At 71.9% G+C, this 18,923-nt stretch carries 18 protein-coding genes and 1 riboswitch; of the genes, 7 read left to right on the forward strand and 11 right to left on the reverse strand.

The window, feature by feature from the left end; all coding sequences use genetic code 11:
* Window positions 1-4: 4 nt before the first annotated feature.
* From I8D64_RS17805 to I8D64_RS09385, 6 genes are read right to left on the reverse strand one after another with little or no spacing between them, the layout of a single operon-like run.
* Window positions 5-232, reverse strand: coding sequence for a LuxR C-terminal-related transcriptional regulator (locus I8D64_RS17805; RefSeq protein WP_200502234.1), 228 nt, complete (start codon window positions 230-232; stop codon window positions 5-7).
* The gene (locus I8D64_RS09365; protein ID WP_343068520.1) at window positions 192-1,028 is read right to left on the reverse strand and encodes an ABC transporter ATP-binding protein; all 837 of its coding nucleotides are present in this window, start codon (window positions 1,026-1,028) and stop codon (window positions 192-194) included. Before I8D64_RS09365 ends, I8D64_RS17805 begins: the two co-directional genes overlap by 41 nt.
* Window positions 1,025-2,041, reverse strand: a complete 1,017-nt coding sequence (locus I8D64_RS09370; protein WP_200502235.1) for a FecCD family ABC transporter permease — start codon at window positions 2,039-2,041, stop codon at window positions 1,025-1,027. The genes I8D64_RS09365 and I8D64_RS09370 overlap by 4 nt, the downstream gene beginning before the upstream one ends.
* 20 nt (window positions 2,042-2,061) lie before the next feature.
* The gene (locus tag I8D64_RS09375) at window positions 2,062-3,126 is read right to left on the reverse strand and encodes a FecCD family ABC transporter permease (RefSeq protein ID WP_200502236.1); all 1,065 of its coding nucleotides are present in this window, start codon (window positions 3,124-3,126) and stop codon (window positions 2,062-2,064) included.
* Window positions 3,123-5,009 carry a siderophore-interacting protein gene (locus I8D64_RS09380; protein ID WP_200502237.1) on the reverse strand — a complete coding sequence of 629 codons (1,887 nt, stop codon included), beginning with the start codon at window positions 5,007-5,009 and terminating at the stop codon, window positions 3,123-3,125. Before I8D64_RS09380 ends, I8D64_RS09375 begins: the two co-directional genes overlap by 4 nt.
* Complete coding sequence (locus tag I8D64_RS09385; protein ID WP_200502238.1) at window positions 5,006-5,977, reverse strand: ABC transporter substrate-binding protein; 972 nt, start codon at window positions 5,975-5,977, stop codon at window positions 5,006-5,008. Before I8D64_RS09385 ends, I8D64_RS09380 begins: the two co-directional genes overlap by 4 nt.
* Before the next feature lie 255 nt (window positions 5,978-6,232).
* Between I8D64_RS09385 and I8D64_RS09390 the strand changes: the two genes are divergently transcribed.
* A complete protein-coding gene (locus I8D64_RS09390; protein WP_200502239.1) occupies window positions 6,233-6,982 on the forward strand; it encodes a helix-turn-helix domain-containing protein in 750 nt (249 codons plus the stop codon).
* Between the two features lie 146 nt (window positions 6,983-7,128).
* Here I8D64_RS09390 and I8D64_RS09395 read toward each other — a convergent pair whose 3' ends face one another.
* From I8D64_RS09395 to I8D64_RS09410, 4 genes are all read right to left on the reverse strand, one after another.
* On the reverse strand, window positions 7,129-7,764 hold the full coding sequence (locus tag I8D64_RS09395; protein WP_200502240.1) for a response regulator: 636 nt from the start codon (window positions 7,762-7,764) through the stop codon (window positions 7,129-7,131).
* A complete protein-coding gene (locus I8D64_RS09400) occupies window positions 7,761-9,176 on the reverse strand; it encodes a histidine kinase (protein ID WP_200502241.1) in 1,416 nt (471 codons plus the stop codon). The genes I8D64_RS09395 and I8D64_RS09400 overlap by 4 nt, the downstream gene beginning before the upstream one ends.
* 10 nt (window positions 9,177-9,186) lie before the next feature.
* Window positions 9,187-9,705: a hypothetical protein gene (locus tag I8D64_RS09405; RefSeq protein ID WP_200502242.1), complete on the reverse strand. Its 519-nt coding sequence runs from the start codon at window positions 9,703-9,705 to the stop codon at window positions 9,187-9,189.
* Window positions 9,706-9,826: 121 nt separating this feature from the next.
* The gene (locus tag I8D64_RS09410; protein ID WP_200502243.1) at window positions 9,827-10,588 is read right to left on the reverse strand and encodes a glycerophosphodiester phosphodiesterase; all 762 of its coding nucleotides are present in this window, start codon (window positions 10,586-10,588) and stop codon (window positions 9,827-9,829) included.
* 259 nt (window positions 10,589-10,847) lie between these two features.
* On the opposite strand from I8D64_RS09410, the gene I8D64_RS09415 reads away from it, so the two are divergent.
* Together I8D64_RS09415 and I8D64_RS09420 are read left to right on the forward strand one after the other, a co-directional pair.
* Complete coding sequence (locus I8D64_RS09415; protein ID WP_200502244.1) at window positions 10,848-12,809, forward strand: aconitate hydratase; 1,962 nt, start codon at window positions 10,848-10,850, stop codon at window positions 12,807-12,809.
* A 45-nt stretch (window positions 12,810-12,854) separates the two neighbouring features.
* Complete coding sequence (locus I8D64_RS09420) at window positions 12,855-13,427, forward strand: YetF domain-containing protein (protein ID WP_200502245.1); 573 nt, start codon at window positions 12,855-12,857, stop codon at window positions 13,425-13,427.
* 12 nt (window positions 13,428-13,439) lie between these two features.
* On the opposite strand, the gene I8D64_RS09425 is transcribed toward I8D64_RS09420, so the two are convergent.
* Window positions 13,440-14,615: an SLC13 family permease gene (locus I8D64_RS09425; protein WP_200502246.1), complete on the reverse strand. Its 1,176-nt coding sequence runs from the start codon at window positions 14,613-14,615 to the stop codon at window positions 13,440-13,442.
* 93 nt (window positions 14,616-14,708) lie between these two features.
* Window positions 14,709-14,803: riboswitch (TPP riboswitch) on the forward strand.
* Here I8D64_RS09425 and I8D64_RS09430 point away from each other — a divergent pair.
* The 4 genes from I8D64_RS09430 to I8D64_RS09445 all read left to right on the forward strand — a co-directional run bounded on the left by I8D64_RS09430 (window position 14,794) and on the right by I8D64_RS09445 (window position 18,787).
* Complete coding sequence (locus I8D64_RS09430; RefSeq protein ID WP_200502247.1) at window positions 14,794-15,483, forward strand: TenA family protein; 690 nt, start codon at window positions 14,794-14,796, stop codon at window positions 15,481-15,483. Its footprint overlaps the riboswitch before it by 10 nt.
* Entirely contained in the window at window positions 15,480-16,139 is a 660-nt protein-coding gene (locus I8D64_RS09435; protein ID WP_200502248.1) for a TenA family protein, read from the forward strand. Before I8D64_RS09430 ends, I8D64_RS09435 begins: the two co-directional genes overlap by 4 nt.
* Before the next feature lie 54 nt (window positions 16,140-16,193).
* Window positions 16,194-18,206 (forward strand): glycogen debranching N-terminal domain-containing protein, encoded by a 2,013-nt coding sequence (locus I8D64_RS09440; RefSeq protein ID WP_343068521.1) that lies wholly within the window; start codon window positions 16,194-16,196, stop codon window positions 18,204-18,206.
* 152 nt (window positions 18,207-18,358) lie between these two features.
* Complete coding sequence (locus I8D64_RS09445; protein WP_200502249.1) at window positions 18,359-18,787, forward strand: VOC family protein; 429 nt, start codon at window positions 18,359-18,361, stop codon at window positions 18,785-18,787.
* Window positions 18,788-18,923 lie beyond the last annotated feature (136 nt).

An 18,923-nucleotide genomic window follows, 5' to 3' on the forward strand; every position in this document is an offset into this window, starting at 1 on the left:
AAGCTCAGCCGCTCTCCTGCACCAACGCCACCGCCCCGCGCCGCTCGCGCACGCCGAGCATCGCGAAGATAGCGTTGACGTGCGACTTCACCGTCGAGACGTGCAGGAACAGGCGGTCGGCGATCTCCGGATCGCTCGCGCGCTGCAGGCGAACCGTCCGCGGGTGCAGATGCGGGTGGATACCCGGTGGATCAGCGTGGCAGCACCACAGGGCTCCCGGTTCCCGGATCACTGATCACCCGGCAGTCCAGGTCGTAGACCGCCCGCATCTTCTCGGGGGTGAACAGCTCCGCAGGGGCGCCGTCGGCGATGATCCGCCCGTCGCGCATCGCGATCACGTCGGTCGCGAAGCGAGCCGCCTGGTTGAGCTCGTGCAGAACGGCCACGATCGTGCGACCTGCCTCCTGAAGTTCCCGCAGCAGACGCAGGACCTCGATCTGATGCGTGATGTCCAGGAACGTGGTGGGCTCGTCGAGCAGCAGCAGCTCGGTGTCCTGGGCGAGCGCCATCGCGATCCACACGCGCTGGCGCTGGCCCCCGGAGAGCGTGTCCACACTGCGATGGGCGATGTCGAGGATGCCCGTGCGCTCCATGGACACAGCGATCGCGCGCTCGTCCTCCCTGCTCCAGCGGGAGAAGACCGACTGGTGCGGATGACGGCCCCGCGCCACGAGATCCGCGACGACGATGCCCTCGGGCACGCCTGGCTGCTGCGGCAGAAGCCCCATCGCCGTGGCGAGTTCGCGAGAGCGCATGCGAGCGATGTCGGTGCCGTCCAGCAGCACGTGCCCGCCCGAGGGTGAGAGCACACGGGCGAGGCTGCGCAGCAGTGTCGACTTCCCGCAGGCGTTCGGTCCGATGATCGCGGTGAAGGATCCGGGCCGGATGTCGACCGAGACCTCGTGGAGGACCGCGGGCTGCGGGCCGTAGGCGACAGTCAGTGCCGATCCGCGCAGGTGCATGCCGGTGAGGCGGTCCGAAGGACCTCCCGCGGCGGCTCCCCCGACCGTGGACGCAGGCGTCCTCATGCCCTTCTCCCCTCTCTGAGCAGCAGCCACACCAGGTATCCCCCTCCGATGCACACCGTCACCGCGCCCACCGGAAGGCGGCCACCGGGGACCGCATGCTGCGCGATCAGATCGGCGCCGCCCAGCAGCAGCATCCCGACGAGCCCCGAGCCGATCGGATCGAAGGAACCGCTGCGGCGCAGGCGACGGGCGATCTGCGGTGCGGCGAGCGCGATGAACGCGATCGGTCCGGCCACCGCGGTGACCATGGACGTCAGCACCACGCCCACGACGACGAGGACCGCCTTCGCGACCTCGGTGCGCACCCCGAGCACGGCGGCGGTGTCGTCCCCGAGCTCCAGTGCACGCATCCAGCGGGAGAGCCACGGCAGCGTCAGGAGCAGAAGGGCGCCGCCCATGCCGACGGCCGCCAGCCCTCCCCAGCGCAGCCCGGTGAGCGTCCCCGCCCCCCAGACCGCCGCCTGCATCGAGACATCCAGGGCCGCCTTGACCGAGAACCAGGTGTTCGCCGACGCGAGCATGGCGCTGACCGCGATGCCGACGATGATCAGGCGGAAGCCCTGGAGGCCGCCGCGGTAGGCGAGAGCGTAGACGAGGCCCGCCGTCAGCAGTCCGCCCAGCACCGCACCACCCGCGATCGCTCCTGCTCCGGCGCCGCCCAGCAGCATCACCACCAACACCCCGGAGAAGGCGCCGGTGTTCAGCCCGATCACGTCCGGGCTCCCCAGCGGATTGTCCGTGAGGGACTGGAAGATCGCCCCGCTCACCCCCAGGCAGGCACCGAAGACCAGCGCCGCCACGGCTCGCGGCGCACGCCACTCCACCACGACCATGCGATCCAGGCGCGGAGCATCGGGGGTGAACGCCCGGACCACGTGCTCCGGAGGGATGGTGGTGTCGCCGAGGCAGAGCGAGAGCAGCAGGATCCCCGCAGCCAGTCCGAGCAGGCCGGCGGACGTGACGATGAGCCGCGGCCTCAGCAGCAGGCTCCATGGCCCTATGCGCACGGGCATGGCGCCCGCCGGGACGGCCGTCACAGGGACCTCCGAGACGCACGGCGCACGAGCGCCACGAGCACCGGTGCCCCCAGGAAGGCGGTCATCACGCCCGCCTGGAGCTCGGCGGGCATGACGACGATCCGGCCCAGCACGTCGGCAGCCAGCAGCAGGACCGGCGCGAGGACGAGCGAGAATCCGATCACCCAGCGCTGGTCGGGCCCGGTGAGGAACCGGACGGCGTGGGGAACCATGAGACCGACGAACGAGATCGGTCCAGCGGCGGCGGTCGCCGCCCCGCACAGCAGGGTGATCGACGCGACCGAGACCACGCGCACTGTTCGGATCGGCACCCCGAGCGAGACGGCGACGTCCTCGCCCATCGCCATCGCGTTCATGGATCGTCCGCAGGCCAGTGCGACCACGAGCCCGACCGCGATGAAGGGGAGGACCACGCGCAGAGTGCCCGGCGGTCTGTCAGCGATCGACCCGGCGCCCCAGTAGCGCATCTGATCGAAGGTGCGCGGAGAGAGCAGCGTCAGGGATCGGCTCATCCCCATGAACACCGCGCCGAGCGCCACGCCCACCATCGTCAGCCGCAGCGGAGTCGGCCCGGAGGGCGCACGCGCGGCGATCGCGTGGACGAGCACGGCCGCGGCGAAGGCCCCGATGAACCCGCACCAGATGAATCCGTCGATCGTGGTGAGGTGCAGGAAGGCGACGGCGAGTGCGATCGCGAGCCCGGCGCCCGCATTGACCCCGAGGATCCCCGGATCGGCGAGCGGGTTGCGGGTCACCGCCTGGGCGAGAGCTCCCGCGGCACTGAGTGCCGCGCCGACCAGGACGCCGATCAGCGTGCGCGGCACCCGCACGTCACGCACCGTCGACTCGGCGATGCCTCCGCGGGGCGAGACCAGCGCACTCCACACGGTGCTCGGCGAGATGTCCCCGGAGCCGACGACCAGGCTCAGCAGTCCCACCGCGCACAGCAGCACCAGGCTCGCGCAGAGCGCCGCGGTGAGCAGGATCCGCCGACGTCGCGGCGCGCCGGGGCCGAGGTCGACCGGCGGCGCGACGGGCCGGGTGAGATGAACCGGGCTCATCGCGCGTGGTCGGCCGACGCCGCGACCTCGCGCACGCCATCCGCATGCGGTGCGGAGAGAAGGTACGCGCACACTCCCCAGCCGAGGTCGTGCTCGGTGCACGTGCCCCATCCGGCGATGCGGGCGAGCTCCTCGACCCTCTGCGCGTCGCGAGGTCCGCAGCCGGTGTCGACGAACGCCAGCAGCATGCGCTCGGCGGAGTGCCCGGCGAGCTCGTCCGGACGAGCCGGCGCGATGACCAGTGCCTGGGAGCCTTCGCGTGCCAGCGCCCTGAGATGCCTGATGGCGTCGTCGTCCTCGAGGAGCTGCAGAGTCATGACGGAGACGGAGGCAGACGGCAGGGCACCGGGCCGCGCGGCAGTCGAGACCTCCGTCGCGGCCGTGACGCCGGGCAGGAGCCCACAGTCCCTGTCGCTCCGCACCACGCGGGCGGACGGAGCATCCGGCATCAGCGTGCGCTGGCCGAGGATGTCGTCGATGACTGCCGCCCCTGGGCCGCTCAGCAGCACCTCGCCCCCTGCGACCACGGCGTCGAGCGACTCGAGGACCCGCAGCAGTCCGTGCTGGAGGAATCGCAGCGACTCGGCATGCTCGGCCGCCTCACCGGCCCAGGCGGGTCGCTCCTGCAGGTCCTGGGCGAGGGAGCTGCCGTAGTGGCGGCGCCACGGCGCCCGGCCCGAGCGCAGCGCACCGGGAAGCTCGACGAGAGCACGGAGCCGTGCCGCCTCGAGACCCTCGTAGTGCTCTCGCACGTGCTCGTCGTCCACGACCTCTCGTCCTGCGCGCGTGAGGGAGAGCGCGCTGCCGCCTCGGTCACCGGAGGGGTGGGAGCGTTCGAGAATGCCGTGGGCTTCGAGCACGTTGCCGAGCACGTCCAGACCCGATGCGTTCGCGCCCAGCGCGCTCGCACATCCGGTCACCGTGCGACTGCCTTCACGCAGCAGATCGAGGAGCCCGATCTCGAGAGCCGAGGAGATCGCGAACCACGCCGCCGGAGAGTCCGGCGTCGACTGCCGACCCCCCTCACTCCCCGGCGGCGTATCGTCCGCACCCACGTGCCAGTACCCGCTGATCCCCAGGCGCGAGCGCTCGAGGCCTCGTTCACGACCCGCCCAGCGTCGCAGGGGCAGCAGCGCTCGCGACTCCCCCGCCGCCCACACGAACGGGTCCTGCCCCAGCGCGGCGTCGAGCCCGCCGATCTCCTCCAGCCGTGCGTGCACAGCTGCGAGCAGGGCATCGCCGTCGGTCGGGTCGATCTCGACGAAGGACGCGGAGTCGCCCGGCCGCAGCGCGAGCTCCTGACGCCCGGAGGCGTCGCCCAGAGCGATCAGGGCATGAGCCGGCACATCCAACGGACGATCGTCGAAGAACCGCCCGATCGCCGGCAGAGCGGTCTCGTCACCCACCAGGAGGATCCCTGTGCTCTCCGCGGGCAGCACGAGGCTGGACTTCGGGCCCACCATCGCCAGGGTGTCACCGGGGCGGGCCGCGATCGCCCAAGCGGCTGCCGGACCATCGCCGTGCAGCACGAAGTCCAGATCCATCCACCCCTCCTCGAGATCCACCGCACGCGGCGTGTAGTCACGACTCTCCCGGTGGGGTGCGTCCGTCCACTCGATCCCGTCGGCGAGCTGCCGTGGGAGGGAGGACTCGAGGTCACCGCCCGGGGCGAGGATGAGCTTGACGTGGTCGTCGAACCCCGGGGAATCGAAGGCTGCCATCACGGCACCGTTGGGCGCGCCGTCCACATCGTCCCGATGGAAGGTGCGGAGCTGCTCACCGCCCACGCGCACGCGGCGCATCCTCGGGGTCACGTGCTTCACCGAGAGCACCTCGAGCTTCCGGACGACCAGCGGATGGACGATCAGCTGATGGATGCTCACTTCGTGAACTTCTCCTCCAGCAGGTCGAGCAGTGCGAGCGCCTCGTCATAGTCGTGACGGCTGATCCAGTACGGGAGATCGTAGGCGTGCCCCTCGGCGAAGGCCGGAAGGTCCTTCCACACGGCTCGCTTCTCCAGGTCCTCCACGCTGAACGTGTCCTGGTTGAAGCCGCTGATGAACACCGTCGGAGAGGTGACCAGCTCGCCGAGCTTCTCCGTCGACAGCTCGGCGGAATCCCCGCCCTGCGTGTAGGGCTTGAGGGAGTTCTTCGAAGCGATCGGATCGATCTCGAAACCGACGGCCGCGAACTCCTCGGGAGCATAGTCGTCGAGCGTCAGGTACGGGGTGCCCTCCGGCGTCACATAGATCAGCGAGATGGGCTGAGGAGGCACGGTGATGGCGTCGCGCACCTCTGCCACGCGGTCCTTGTAGGCGGCGACGAGCTTCTCGTACTCCGGGGACTTGTCGAAGACCTTCTCCGCCAGGAAGGAGAACTGCTGCTCCCAATTCGTGAATGCCTTGTCGACCAGCACCGTCGGGGCGATGCCCGTGAGATCGTCATAGGCCTTGTCCGCCTGGAAGTACGGGAAGCCCCAGCCACCGGCGATGATGAGGTCGGGATCCTGCTTCAGGACCGCCTCGAGGTCAAAGCCGTCCGCAGTCCAGGAGAGCATCTGCGTGCCGTCGGACTTCGGCGCGTCACCCCACATCTCGGAGAAGCTGCCCTGGCTGTCAGAGGCCTCGGTCGTGGTCGCGGAGACCTTGATGCCGAGATCGTAGAGGTAGCCCGCGAGAGCGTAGTTCAGCACGACGATACGCTGCGGATCCGTGGGGACCTCCACGTCGCCCTTGGGTGTGGTGACGGTGCGCGTGCCGGCGGATCCACCGCCGTCCGACGCGTCCGAACCCGACGACCCGGTCGAACAGGCCGCGAGCCCCAGCAGGGGTGCGGCGGCGAGAGCGCTCACGAACGAGCGGCGGATCATACGCATCGATCAACTCCGGGATTGTGGTTCTCGGGCAGATGAGCGGCCAGGCGCACCGGCATGATCACCGCCTCCCCGCCTCCCGCTGAGTGCCCTCATATGAAGAAGTCAGCATGACCTAAGTTATGGTCCCCTTCCCGACCTCGGCGCACGTATGCGACATTGCCGGGGTCAGGATGCGACATCGCGCCGCGGGCAGTCGGCGCGCTCTCGCTCTCAAGTCGACGAGGTGGGGCGATGGGGTTCGATCCAGCGCTGGCGAGAGCAGTCCCGGAGAACGCGGTGCGGTTCCTGGGTCATGCGGAGCACACGCATGAGGTGCCGCATCTGGTGCACATGGTGATGGGCCACGGTGTGCTCACGGCTCCCGGACATCGGCTGGTCCTGGAGCCGCGCAGCTCGGTGTGGCTGGCAGCGCGCGTCCCGCACGCGCTCGACCTCTCGGATCACTCGATCGCCCTCGGCCCCGTGCTGCGAGAGGAGATCAGTCCCGACCGACCGGTCGCAGCGCTCGGCGTCGTTCCGTCGATCGCCGAGCTGATGATCGCGCGCATGGCGGCCGGCCCGACCTCGCCGTCGCAGTGCGATCTGTTCACCGACGCGCTCGAACGGATCCTCGTCTCGCTCCAGCAGGACGCGTTCCCCACCCCGCTGCCCACCCACACGACGGTCCGACGCATCGCCTTCGAGGCGTGCGCGCTGCCGGAGGCGACGCTCGGAGGCCTGTGCTCACGTCACCGGATCAGCCCACGCCAAGCGCAGCGGCTGTTCCGTGAGCAGACGGGCATGACGTTCACCCGGTGGCGCAGGCGCCGCCTGCTCAGCGAAGCCGCCCGCTCACTGCGAGGCGACTCCTCCCTCGCATCGGCTGCCCGATCTGCGGGATTCGGCGGACGAGAGGATCTCCTGCGAGCGCTCTCGCAGGAGACGGGGGTCCCCGTGCCCGAGGTCCGCCAGGACCCCCGTGCACACCTGCCCGCACGGTGAGTGCACGGTGAGTGCACGGTGACGATCCGGACGCCCCTTTTCTGGTCGCCCCGTGAAGGACGATCCCCGCACGCACGTGGGACTGTTCGACGTCTCCGGGGATCTGCTGGGACGGGCCATGGGGCGCGGCGGACGATGTGAGGGCCTCAGCCACTCCCCTTCGCCACCGCCACGGCCTCCCGCCGCTCCGTGACCCCGAGCTTCGCGAAGATTGCGTTGACGTGGGACTTCACGGTGGAGACACCGAGGAACAGGCGTTGGGCGATCTCGGGGTTCGTGGCTCCGTCGGCCATCAGCTCGAGCACCTCCGCCTCACGGGCGGTGAGTCCTGGGAAGCGCTCTCGCACGCTCGTCGGGCGCGCCTCGGGGAGTCCGGCGACCACGCGTCCGGCGATCCGGGAGTCCAGCGGGGTGCCTCCTTCGGCAGCGGCACGGATCGCCGCGACCATCTCCTCGCGGCCCGCGTCCTTGGTGAGATAGCCGGCGGCGCCAGCCCGCAGCGCCGCGTCGATGCTCGCGTCGTCCGCGAAGGTGGTGAGGACCAGGACGCGAACCTCCGGCGCACTGCGGGCGAGCGCTGCGGTCGCCTCGGCGCCGCCCATCCCGGGCATGCGCAGGTCCATGAGGACGACGTCGGGCGCGAGCTCCTCGGCGAGCGCGACCGCGCGGGCGCCGTCCTCCGCCTCGCCGAGCACGTCGATGCCGTCCGCGAGCGAGAGCACGGTGACGATGCCGTCGCGCACGAGGGCCTGGTCGTCGGCCACCAGGATGCGGATGCTCATGGTCTCGTCTCCTCGGGTTCCGGTCCGGGATCGGCCGACGGATGCGCCGTCGACCCGGCCGCGGAGAGCGGGACGCTCGCGGTCGTCTCGAAGATGCCGCCGCTCAGCAGACGGGCGCTCGCGCCGCCGCCCACGGCCTCACAGCGCTCGCGCATGCCCAGCAGACCGAAGCCGCCGCCGGGGCTGCCGGCCCGTGGCGCCTGTCCGATGAGATCCGCGGCTCCCGCAGCCTCGCCGCCGCCATGCGTGTCGGTGGTCCTCACCCTGCAGCGCAGCACCGCTCGCCCGTCGCGAGCCTCGAGATCGAGGACGGTCGCCCGTGCGGGTGCATGGCGCCGCGCGTTCGTGAGCATCTCCTGCGCCGCGCGCAGGAGCGCATCCTCGCGTGCGGGCTCCAGGGAGCGCAGCGCATCGGCGCCCGCTCCGCGGTCCGAGGACGTCGTGGTCCCCTGAGCGAGCTGCCCAGAGGCGGCCGACGCAGGGGCGAGCAGTCCGTCCAGGCGCACCTCGCCGCCGCTGTCGCGGTGCGCGGCCGCGGCGTCCTCGATCCCGGCGATCACCTCGCGCGGGGTCTCGCGGAGCGCGGAGACGGCGTCGCGGGACTCGGCGAGACCGTCGGCGGCCAGCCCCCGCGCCCTGCGCAGACGGGCCTCGAGCTCGTCGAAGCGTCCGGCCTCGGCGAGCGCCACGGCGGCGTCGAGCTGGAGGGTGAGGGCGCCGAGGGAGTGCGCGAGGACGTCGTGCAGGTCGCGGGCGATGCGCGCCCGCTCCACGAGAGCCGCGTTCTCCGCGCGTTCGCGCTGGGCGGCGATCTGCTCCTGCAGCAGCACGCGCTCCCTGTCCGCCGAGCGGACGCGCTGGGCGCGGAAGCGGCCGATCAGCGCCGCTCCCGCGCATACCAGCAGGAAGATGATCAGCAGCTCGACCTTGGCCCCGGTGGCGAGCGCCGAGCCGACGAGGGCGAGCGCATCGGCTGCGAGGACGACGGCCATCACGTCCGTGCGCCGCTCGGGCCTGCGCACCAGGCGCACGATGCCCGCGATCGCGACGGGCAGCAGCGCGCTGCCGGTCGTGAAGGTGAGGGCGCACGCCGCGATCTGCGAGACGGAGACGACGACCGTCGCGGCACGGATCGTGCGCGGCCCCGCCTGTCGGTACTGGTCGGTGAGAGCGCCCATCACCATCTCCGCCGACCACAGCACGACCACGCCGAAGGCCGCCGCGCGCAGCACGGGAGTCTCGACCTGCCACGCGGTCAGCATGAAGAAGACCGCGAGCGCGAGGGCGAGCACCATCGTCAGCCCATCGATGCGGCGCTCGCGGCCCGGTGTCGCGGGGTCGACCGACCGCACAGGACCGGCCGACGGCGCAGCCGCGCCCGTCGGCCGGGATCCATGCGGTGTCGAGATCACCCGCGCGATCCTATGACCTGGTCGCCGCCGGCACGACGGGCAGGTCCTGGGCGCTGCGGGGGCGACGGGTCGCCACGGCCGCGCTGACCAGTCGGGCGAGGCCGACCGACACCAGGATCAGGCCGGTGGTGCGGGAGCTCTGCGAGCCCGTGAGCACGACGACGGCGATGGACATGCCCACGCGCACCGCGATGTACACGACCCACAGGGCGAGGCCCCACCAGCCGCCGCGCATCTCGAGCGAGCCGTCTGCGCCGGGGCGGACCGTGCTGACCAGGCCCATCACGAGTCCGGCGGCGATGGCGAAAGCGACGGTGAGGACGAGGTATCCGAGCGAGACCGCGTCGAGCCGCGACTGCGCGATCTGCTGGAGCACCAGCACCAGGCCGATCACGCTGAGGACCGTGCCGATGCGCTGCATCCTGGCGACCGTTCGCCATCGCAGCTGCTGACGCAGGATGAGGGCCAGCATGGCGAGCACGATGAGGCCCTCGAGCAGGGCGTTCCAGGGGATGGACGAGGCGTTCATGATCTCCTCCGAGGATCGGGTGGCCGGCCTCCGCGGGCCGATGACTCGATCCTTCGGCACAGGCTCTCCCGGGCGAACCGCCCGCGGGTGGAGAACAGGGTGGAGATCTCGAGGGCGCTGCTCAGACGCTCGGGACGCGGCGCGACGGGTCCGATTCCTCGAGCACCTCGCGCAGCCATCGCATCGCCAGCGCCGGATCGTCCGCAGTGGTGCCGTCGGCCTGCAGACGCACGGCGTCCCGCATGTTCTCGAGGGTTCGCATCGGCCACACGTGCAGCTCCAGACCGTGGTCGCGGATCTGCTGTGCGGTCTCCTCCGTGAGCCCCTCGAGGCCGATGCCGATCCGCTGCGCACGGGTGTGCTCGACCAGGCCCTGCCAGCCTCCGGGGAAGGCGTCGGCCGTCGCGAGATCCTTGCGGATCACTCCGCGGCGCACCTGCGGCATCAGCCGCGCCGCCTCGCGCAGCGCATCCTCCTGGAAGCTCATGAGCACGGTCCGCTCGGCGTCGGCCCGATGCTCGGCGAAGAACCGGGCGAGGTGGGGCACGGTCTCCGGCGCCTTGATCTCCAGCTGGATGCCGGTGCTCGTGGCGTCGTACATCTCCGGGAGGGAGACCACCCCGCGTCCCGAATCGAGCACCGCCGCCTGCAGCCGCGCCATGGTGAGCTCGCCGGCGGGCCCCAGGCCCCGGGCGGAGTCCGCGCCCGCCGTGCGGTCGAGCGTCGCGTCGTGCAGCAGGAACAGCTGCTCGTCCGCGCTCAGGCGGACGTCGAGCTCGATCTCGTCGACACCCGCCTCCTCCGCGAGCGCGTAGGACTCCAGGCTGTTCTCGGGGGCGTGGGCCATCGCGCCGCGATGTCCCACGATCAGCATGCCGGTCATGGATCCGTTCCTGCTCTCCGTGCGAAGGTCTCCCGAGCCCTGTCGAGCGCGGGATCACGGGCGGTGACCCGCTGGTCGTCCGCGACCGCCGTCACCGTAGCAACGTCGATCGCCCCCGGACGTGCCGCGTCCATGGGGGCGCGGCGGGTTCATCGGACTGTTCCCTCGCCGTCAGCGACCCGCTCCCGCGCGAACTGGCCTACCCTCGAAGGAGGTCCGCCGCCGGACCCGGCGGCGGGGGTCCCAGGAGGGCAGCATCGTGGCAGCCTCGCCAGCACGCACCGTCGCGCACCAGCTCATCGCGTCCCATCTCGTCGAGGGCGACATGGTCCCCGGCAGCGAGATCGGCCTGAGGGTCGACCAGACGCTCACCCAGGACGCGACCGGAACCATGGTCATGCTCGAGCTCGAGGCCATGGGTCTTGACCGGATCCGCACCGAGCTCTCCGTGCAGTACGTGGACCACAACCTGCTGCAGACGGACGAGAAGAACCCCGACGACCACCTGTTCCTGCTCTCGGCCGCGCGGCGCTTCGGCCTCTGGTTCTCCAAGGCGGGCAACGGCGTCTCCCATCCGGTGCACCAGGCCCACTTCGGCCGCCCGGGGGCGACGCTGATCGGCTCGGACTCCCACACCTGCGCCGCGGGCGCGCTCGGCATGCTCGCGATCGGCGTGGGCGGCCTGGAGATCGCGATGGCGATGGCCGGCCAGCCGCTCTACGTCGCCATGCCCGAGGTCTGGGGCGTCGAGCTCACCGGCGGGCTGCCGGACTGGGTGAGCGCGAAGGACGTGGTGCTGGAGATGCTGCGCCGCCACGGCGTCAGCGGCGGCGTCGGCCGCATCATCGAGTACCACGGCGAGGGCCTCGCCCAGCTGACCGCGATGGACCGGCACGTGATCGCGAACATGGGCGCCGAGCTCGGCGCGACCGCGACAGTCTTCCCCGCCGACGACGCGGTCCGCGACTACCTGCGGGCCGTCGGCCGCAGTGACGAGTTCACCCGTCTCGAGGCCGACGAGGGCGCGCAGTACGACGTCACCGAGCACATCGACCTGGGCGCCCTCGAGCCCCTGATCGCCGCTCCGTCCTCCCCCGGCAACGTGCGCCCCGTCGCCGAGGTCGAGGACGAGGACGTGTTCCAGGTGGTCGTCGGCTCCTCGGCGAACCCTGGACTGCGGGACTTCGCCGCGTTCGCCGAGACCCTGCGCGGCCGCCAGGCGCACGAGGCCGTCTCCGTGGACGTGAACCCGACCTCCCGCGAGGTCCTCGCCGACCTGATCAGCGGCGGCTGGCTCACCGATCTGGTGGCCTCCGGGGCGCGCATCCACCAGTCCGGATGCCTCGGCTGCATCGGGATGGGACAGGCCCCCGCGAGCGGCCGCAACTCGCTGCGGACCATGCCCCGCAACTTCCCGGGCCGCTCGGGCACCGAGGAGGACTCGGTGTGGCTGTGCTCGCCGGAGACCGCGGCCGCGGCGGCGCTGACCGGGCGGATCACCGATCCGCGCACGCTCACGGACTCGCTCGGGATCCCGGCCCCGCGCCCGCAGCTCCCCACGGAGTTCGCACGCATCGAGGACATGCTGCAGCCGCCGCTTCCGCTCGAGGAGGCCCGTGAGGTCGAGCTCGTGAAGGGCCCGAACATCTCCTCGCTGCCCGAGTTCGCGCCGATCGACGACGATCTGCGGTCCCCCGTGATCCTGGTGATGGGCGACGACGTCTCGACCGACGAGATCATGCCCGCCGGCTCGCGCGTGCTCCCCTTCCGCTCGAACATCCCGAAGATCTCCGAGTTCACCTTCACCCGCATCGACCCGAACTACCCCGCGCACGCGGCGGAGGCGAAGGACGCGGGAGGCCACGTGGTGGTCGCCGGGAAGAACTACGGGCAGGGCTCCTCGCGCGAGCACGCCGTGATCGCTCCCCGCTACCTGGGGCTGAAGGCGGTCATCGCGGTGTCCTTCGCCCGCATCCACTGGCAGAACCTCGCGAACTTCGGGATCCTCGCCCTCGAGTTCGACGACCCGGAGGACCACGACAGGATCTCCACGGGCGATCTCGTCGAGATCGACGGCATCCACGCGGCGCTCGAGGCCGGCACGGACCTCACCGCACGGATCGGGGACCGGGAGGTCCCCGTGCATCACCGGCTCTCGCCGCGCCAGGTGGAGATGGTGCTCGCGGGCGGACGGATCCCGCTCGCCGCGCGCGAGGCGTGAGTCGCGCATCGTGAGGCGCGGGTCCCGAGGGACGACAATGGCCCCATGATCGACTGGGACCTCATCTGGCGCGACTACGTCGGGATCAGCGGCAGCGCGGTCCTCGGCGTCGTCGCCTCGACCATCGTGCTGTACGGCTTCTTCTCCCTGCTCATGCAGGCGATCGGTCCGCGCCTGATGGCCCGCCCCAGCGCCGGCAGCTTCGTGGTCCTGGCCGTCGTCGGCGGCATCACCGCCCGCGCGACCCTCGGCGAATCGCCGACCATGCTCGGCGCGGTGGTCGTCCTGAGCACCCTGGTGGTCCTCGAGTACGTGACGGGCAGGTTCCGCCGGGTCCCTCTGCTGCTGCGGCGCACGCGCCCGATCGTGGTCATGCTCGGCGGGGAGCCGGTCGCGGCCGGCCTGCAGCGCAGCAGGCTGACCCGTGCCATGCTGCTGGATCGCCTGCGCGTGAGCGGGGTGCTCGACCTCGACCAGGTGGAGCTGGTGATCCTCGAGGTCCGCGGCACGCTCACGATCGTCCGGCGCGGCAGCCGGATCGACCGCGATCTCGTGTCCCAGGTCGTCGGTCGTGACCGGATCCCCGAGCGCCTGCTGTCGGACCCCGAGAGCGCATGAGGTCCGGCCCGCTCACTCCAGGACGGCCAGCGCGAGCGTCGCCAGGGGCACCGTGATCACCACTGCGACCGCGCCCAGCGCCATGAAGCGCACCCAGGGGATCCTCACGCCCATCGCCTGCATCCGCTGATGCCACAGGAGGGTGGCCAATGATGCCCACGGGGTGATCAGGGGCCCCACGTCCACGCCGATCAGCAGGGCCATGGTCGACGCGGGGTCGTCCGCCGAGGCGCGCTCGAGGAGGAGGAACGCGGGGAGGTTGTCGAGCACGTTCGCCGCGAGCGCCGAGGTCCCGGCGGTGCGCAGCAGGCCCGTCGGCCCCGCGCCGCCGTCGGCCGCACGGAGCACGAACGACGTCGCGCCCTGCACGTGCGCGGTCTCGACCAGCACGAAGAGGGCGAGGGCGATCGCGAGCGGATGCCAGGGCACCAGGTGCACTCCGATCGCCTCGCGGCGCCGCAGCGCGAAGGCGAGCAGCAGCACGAGCGCGGCGGCGCCCGCCGGGATCCACACCGCGGGCACCACCACGAGCAGGGGCAGCAGCACGACGACCACGCATCCGCTGATCCGCAGCAGGACGCGGTCATGGATCTGCGGGGCGGGCGACGCCCGGAAGCGACCCTGCAGGTCCCGGCGATGGACGATCGCCAGGAGTGCCACCGGGACGACGATCGCGATCAGGGTGGGCACGGCGCTGCGGGCGAGGAACGACGCCGTGCCTCCGCCCAGGGCATCCCTGGCCAGCAGATTCGTGAGGTTCGAGACCGGCAGCAGCAGTGACGCCGTGTTCGCGAGCCACACGGTGGCCAGGGCGAAGGGCACCGCGGGCACGTCGACGCGCCGGGCCGTGAGCACGACCACCGGGGTCATGATCAGCGCCGTCGTGTCCAGGGAGAAGAAGGCCGTGCACACGACGGCGAGAGCGCACACGGCGCACCACAGCACGGCGGTGCGCCCGCGCGCGAGGACGGTGAGGCCGTGGGCGATCACGTCCAGGAGTCCTGCCTCGCGCGCGAGCTCGGCGAGCACCGCGATCGCGACGACGAATCCCAGCACCGGTGCGACCCGCTCCAGCAGCGCCGCGAGATCCTGCGGGGGCAGCCCGCCGCCGAGGACGCACAGCACGGCGGCCAGGACCAGCGCCCCGATCGCGAGCGCGCCGGAGCGCCTGCGCAGGAGTCCGAGCATGCTGCGAAGCGTAGACCGCGGGGCCTGCCCACGGGGCCCGCCGCTCCCAGGGCGCGGGACGGCCTCGTCCGATGCGCGCGGCGGCGCTACCCTCGCACGTGCACGGGGTGCCCTGACCAGGGCTGAGAACACACCCGCTGAACCTGATCGAGCTCGTACTCGCGGAGGGATCGCCACCATGACACCTGCCCCACGTCCGTCCACCGAGGACGCCGCCCTCACGGCGTCCCTGCGCGGCCAGCACGTCCAGGCGTGGGAGCGCGCCGTCGGCCACCGCTTCGTGCGCGAGCTGCACGCGGGAACCGTCCCGGACGAGGTGATGGCGCGCTACCTGGTGCAGGACCATCGCTTCCTCGACGCCTTCCTGCAGCTGATCGGCGCCGCGCTGGCCACCGCCCGCACCCCCGCCGCCCGGCTGCGATTCGCGCGCTTCGCCGGGGAGGTCGCCGGCGACGAGAACACGTACTTCCTGCGCGCCCTCGACGCGCTCGGGGTGAGCGAGGAGGAGCGCGCGCGGATCCCGAACACCGCGGCCACCGACGGCTTCCTCGACGTGTTCCGGGAGGCGGCGGAGACCCGCGACCACGCCGCGATCCTCGCGGTCCTGCTGGTCACCGAATGGCTCTACCTGGACTGGGCGAGCCGGGCGCCCTCTCCCCGGCCCGAGAGCTTCGTCCACGCCGAGTGGATCTCTCTGCACGACGGCCCCGGCTTCCGCGATCTCGTGGACTTCCTGCGCGCCGAGCTCGACGCCGCCGATGTGGAGGACCCCGAGCGCGTGCGCGCCTTCTTCGCGCGCACCGTCCAGCTCGAGAACGAGTTCTTCGACTCGGCCTACGAGGCCGACGGCGAGGAGGCGACGGCATGAGCGCCTCCGTCCTGTTCGACCAGCTCAAGGCCTCCGCCGCCGAGGACTGGGACGCCTACGTCCACCACCCCTTCGTCACGCGGCTGGGCGAGGGCACGCTCCCCTTGGCCGCCTTCCAGGACTACCTGGTCCAGGACTACCTCTTCCTCCTCCAGTTCGCGCGGGCGGGCGCCCTGGCCGCGTACAAGGCCGACGGCCTCGAGGGCATCCGCTCCGCCGCGGACTCGCTGACCGCGATCCTCACCGAGACCGCTCTGCACGTGCGGCTCACGGCCTCCTGGGGCATCGACCGCGAGTGCCTCGAGTCGGCCGACGAGAAGACCGGCACCGTCGCCTACACGCGCTTCGTCCTGGACGCCGGCATGGCCGGGGACGCCCTGGACCTGCAGGTCGCCCTCGCGCCCTGCGCGATCGGCTACGCGGAGATCGGGACCGCCCTCGCGCCGCGCCTCGCCGAACGCGACGATCACCCCTACGGCGAGTGGATCGCCGAGTACGCGGGCCAGGAGTTCCAGGCGAGCGCCGCCGAGGCCGGTGCGCGGCTCGACGAGCTCGCGGGCGACCATCTGCCCGCCCGCCGGTGGGCACGGCTCGAACGGATCTTCCGCACGGCCACCCGCATGGAGGCCGCGTTCTGGCAGCAGGCGCTGGACTGATCGCGGGCGTGCATTCCCCGAGCGCACGGGGACCGCACGTGCAAGCATGAAGCGGTGAGCACGCCTCCGTCCTCCCCCAGCCCGTCCGCGGCGCGCCCGCTGTCCGCAGCGCGGCGCGTCGAGAACCACCAGCCCTTCCTCCACGATCTCGCCGTGGTGCTGCGCGCCCCGCTGCAAGCGTGGTCGGCGCCCGACGGCACGATCACGGGCATCGGCGCCCAGGGCGTCTATCTCGGCGACACCCGCGTCGTCTCCGACCTGACCTGCGAGGTCGAGGAACGGCCCGAGAACGAGGACGACGAGCTTCCCGCCCTCTCGCCCCTGTCCACCGAGGTGCGCGGCGCGCAGGAGGTCGTGTTCCGCTGGCTCGTCACCGCACCCGAACTGCCCGGCGACCCGCTCGTCATCCTCGAGCGCACGCGCACCGCATCCGGCCGCGGCATCCGCGAGACGCTGCGCCTGCGCAACGACGACGATCGTCCGCGCACCTTGCCCCTGCGTCTCGGGCTCGTCACCGACGGCGCGACGATGTCGCAGGTCAAGGACCCGCGCCTGATGCTCGCGCAAGAGCCCGAGCGGCCAGGAGTTCGCGTCACGGACAGCGCGGCGCGGTGGTCGATCGGTGAACGGGGCGAGGCGGTGCTCCGCGCGAGCACCGGCACCAGCCCGATCGTCCCGGAGGCCGATGGGCCCGTCGTCACCTGGCGCTGCGTCCTCGCGGCACCGGCGCGCGGCACGGCCGAGGCGAGCTGGGATCTCGAGCTCGCCGATCCGGACGTCCCCTTCGAGGTCGCCGAGCGCCGGCTCCCCCTTCCCGCGGTCGAGCAGGGCGCGGACCCCGAGCGCCGCGCCGCCCGCGACCTCCTGGCCCGCTCCCTCGCGGACCTCGACGCGCTGCGCCTGCAGGTGCCGGGAGATCCGGCGCGCAGCTTCGCCGCCGCCGGCGCCCCGTGGTTCTTCACGCTCTTCGGCCGCGACTCGCTGATCGCCGCCTCGCTCGCCCTGCCCGTCGACACCACGCTCGCCGAGGGCACCCTGCGCACGCTCGCGAGCATGCAGGGCACCCACATCGTCACCGCCACGGCCGAGCAGCCCGGCAAGATCCTCCACGAGGTCCGCGCGCAGGGCATGGAGATGGCCGCGAGCCATCTGCCGCCGGTCTACTTCGGCACGATCGACGCGACGCCGCTGTGGATCGAGCTCCTGCACGACGCGCTCGACGCGGGCCTCGACCCCGGTGCGCTCGCCGAGCTCCGCCCGCACCTCGAGGCCGCCGCCCGCTGGCTCCTCGAGCACGCCGACGCCGACAGCGATGGTCTGCTCGAGTACATCGACGAGAGCGGGCACGGCCTGGTCAACCAGGGCTGGAAGGACTCCGACGACTCGATCCGCCGCGCGGACGGCTCCCTCGCGAGCGGCGCGATCGCCCTCGCCGAGGTCCAGGGATACGCCTATGCCGCGGCCCTGCACGCCGCCGACCTGCTCGAGCGCGGCGGCCCGGCGGGCCCGTCGTCCGCGGATCTCCCCGCCCGCCTGCGCGCCTTCGCGACCCGCCTGCACGAGGCGTTCCACGCGCGCTTCTGGTGCGAGGACGCCCGCGGGCCGTTCCCCGCGCTCGCCCTGGACGGCGCCGAGCGCCCGGTCGACGGCGTGGCCTCGAACATGGGGCACCTGCTGGGGACCGGCCTGCTGGACGCGCACCAGGAGCGCCTGGTCGCGGACCGCCTCATGGACCCCACCCTGTTCTCGGGCTTCGGCATCCGCACTCTCTCCACCGACAACGACGGCTACGGACCGCTGCGGTACCACGGCGGCAGCGTGTGGACGCACGACACCGGATACGTCCTGCGCGGCATGCTCCGCGCCGGCTTCGAGGACGAGGCGCGCGTCCTGGCGCGAGGCCTGCTGCGGGCCGCGGGCTCCTTCGACCAGCGTCTCCCCGAACTCTTCGGCGGGCAGAGCGCCGACGAGGTCTCCGCGCCCCTCCCCTATCCGGCTTCGTGCCGTCCGCAGGCGTGGGCCGCGGCGAGCGCCGTGCCCGTGGCCCGCGCGCTTGGCGTGCTCTGAGCGGAGAGTCGAGCGACAGGTCCGCGAGCGCACCGCTTCTGCGACACGCTCGGGCCCCCACCCCTCCGACGCCGAGCAGTCGAGCCGGACACGCGCACGAACGCCCGATCACCGGACAGGTTCTGACCTGCATCGGTTCTACGGTCGCTTCCATGACGACTTCCGACGCCACCTCCTTGGTATCGATCCGCATCATCACCGACGACCTCGACGCGATGGTCGACTTCTACGAGCAGCTCACCGGCACGACTGCCGTGCGCCCCGCGCCGGTCTTCGCGGAGATCCTCACCCCGATCGCCACCCTCGCGCTCGGCAGCACCGCCACGGTGCCGCTCTTCGCACCGGGATCTGCCGAGGCCGGCGCCAACAGGTCGACGATCCTCGAGTTCCTCGTCGACGACGTCGACGCCGAGTACGCCCGTCTGGCCGCACTGGGCATGGAGTTCGTCGCCGCGCCGGCACTGATGCCATGGGGCAACAGGGTGTTCTTCCTCCGTGACCCCGACCAGAACCTCGTGGGCGTGTTCAGCCCCGTCACCACAGAGGCGATCGAGCGCTTCGCCGGACGCTACGGACGCTGAGCGCGCGGAACGACGAGTCCGGGCGGCGTCCCGGCCTCCGGTGATCACCGCAACCCTCCGCCCGCCTCGGGTCGACTCAGAGCGGGGACCGGCCGTGCACAGGAGCCGCTGACCTCCGTACGATCGACGGAGGCCA

This window comes from Brachybacterium halotolerans, from assembly GCF_016623465.1.
Taxonomy (GTDB): Bacteria; Actinomycetota; Actinomycetes; order Actinomycetales; family Dermabacteraceae; genus Brachybacterium; species Brachybacterium halotolerans.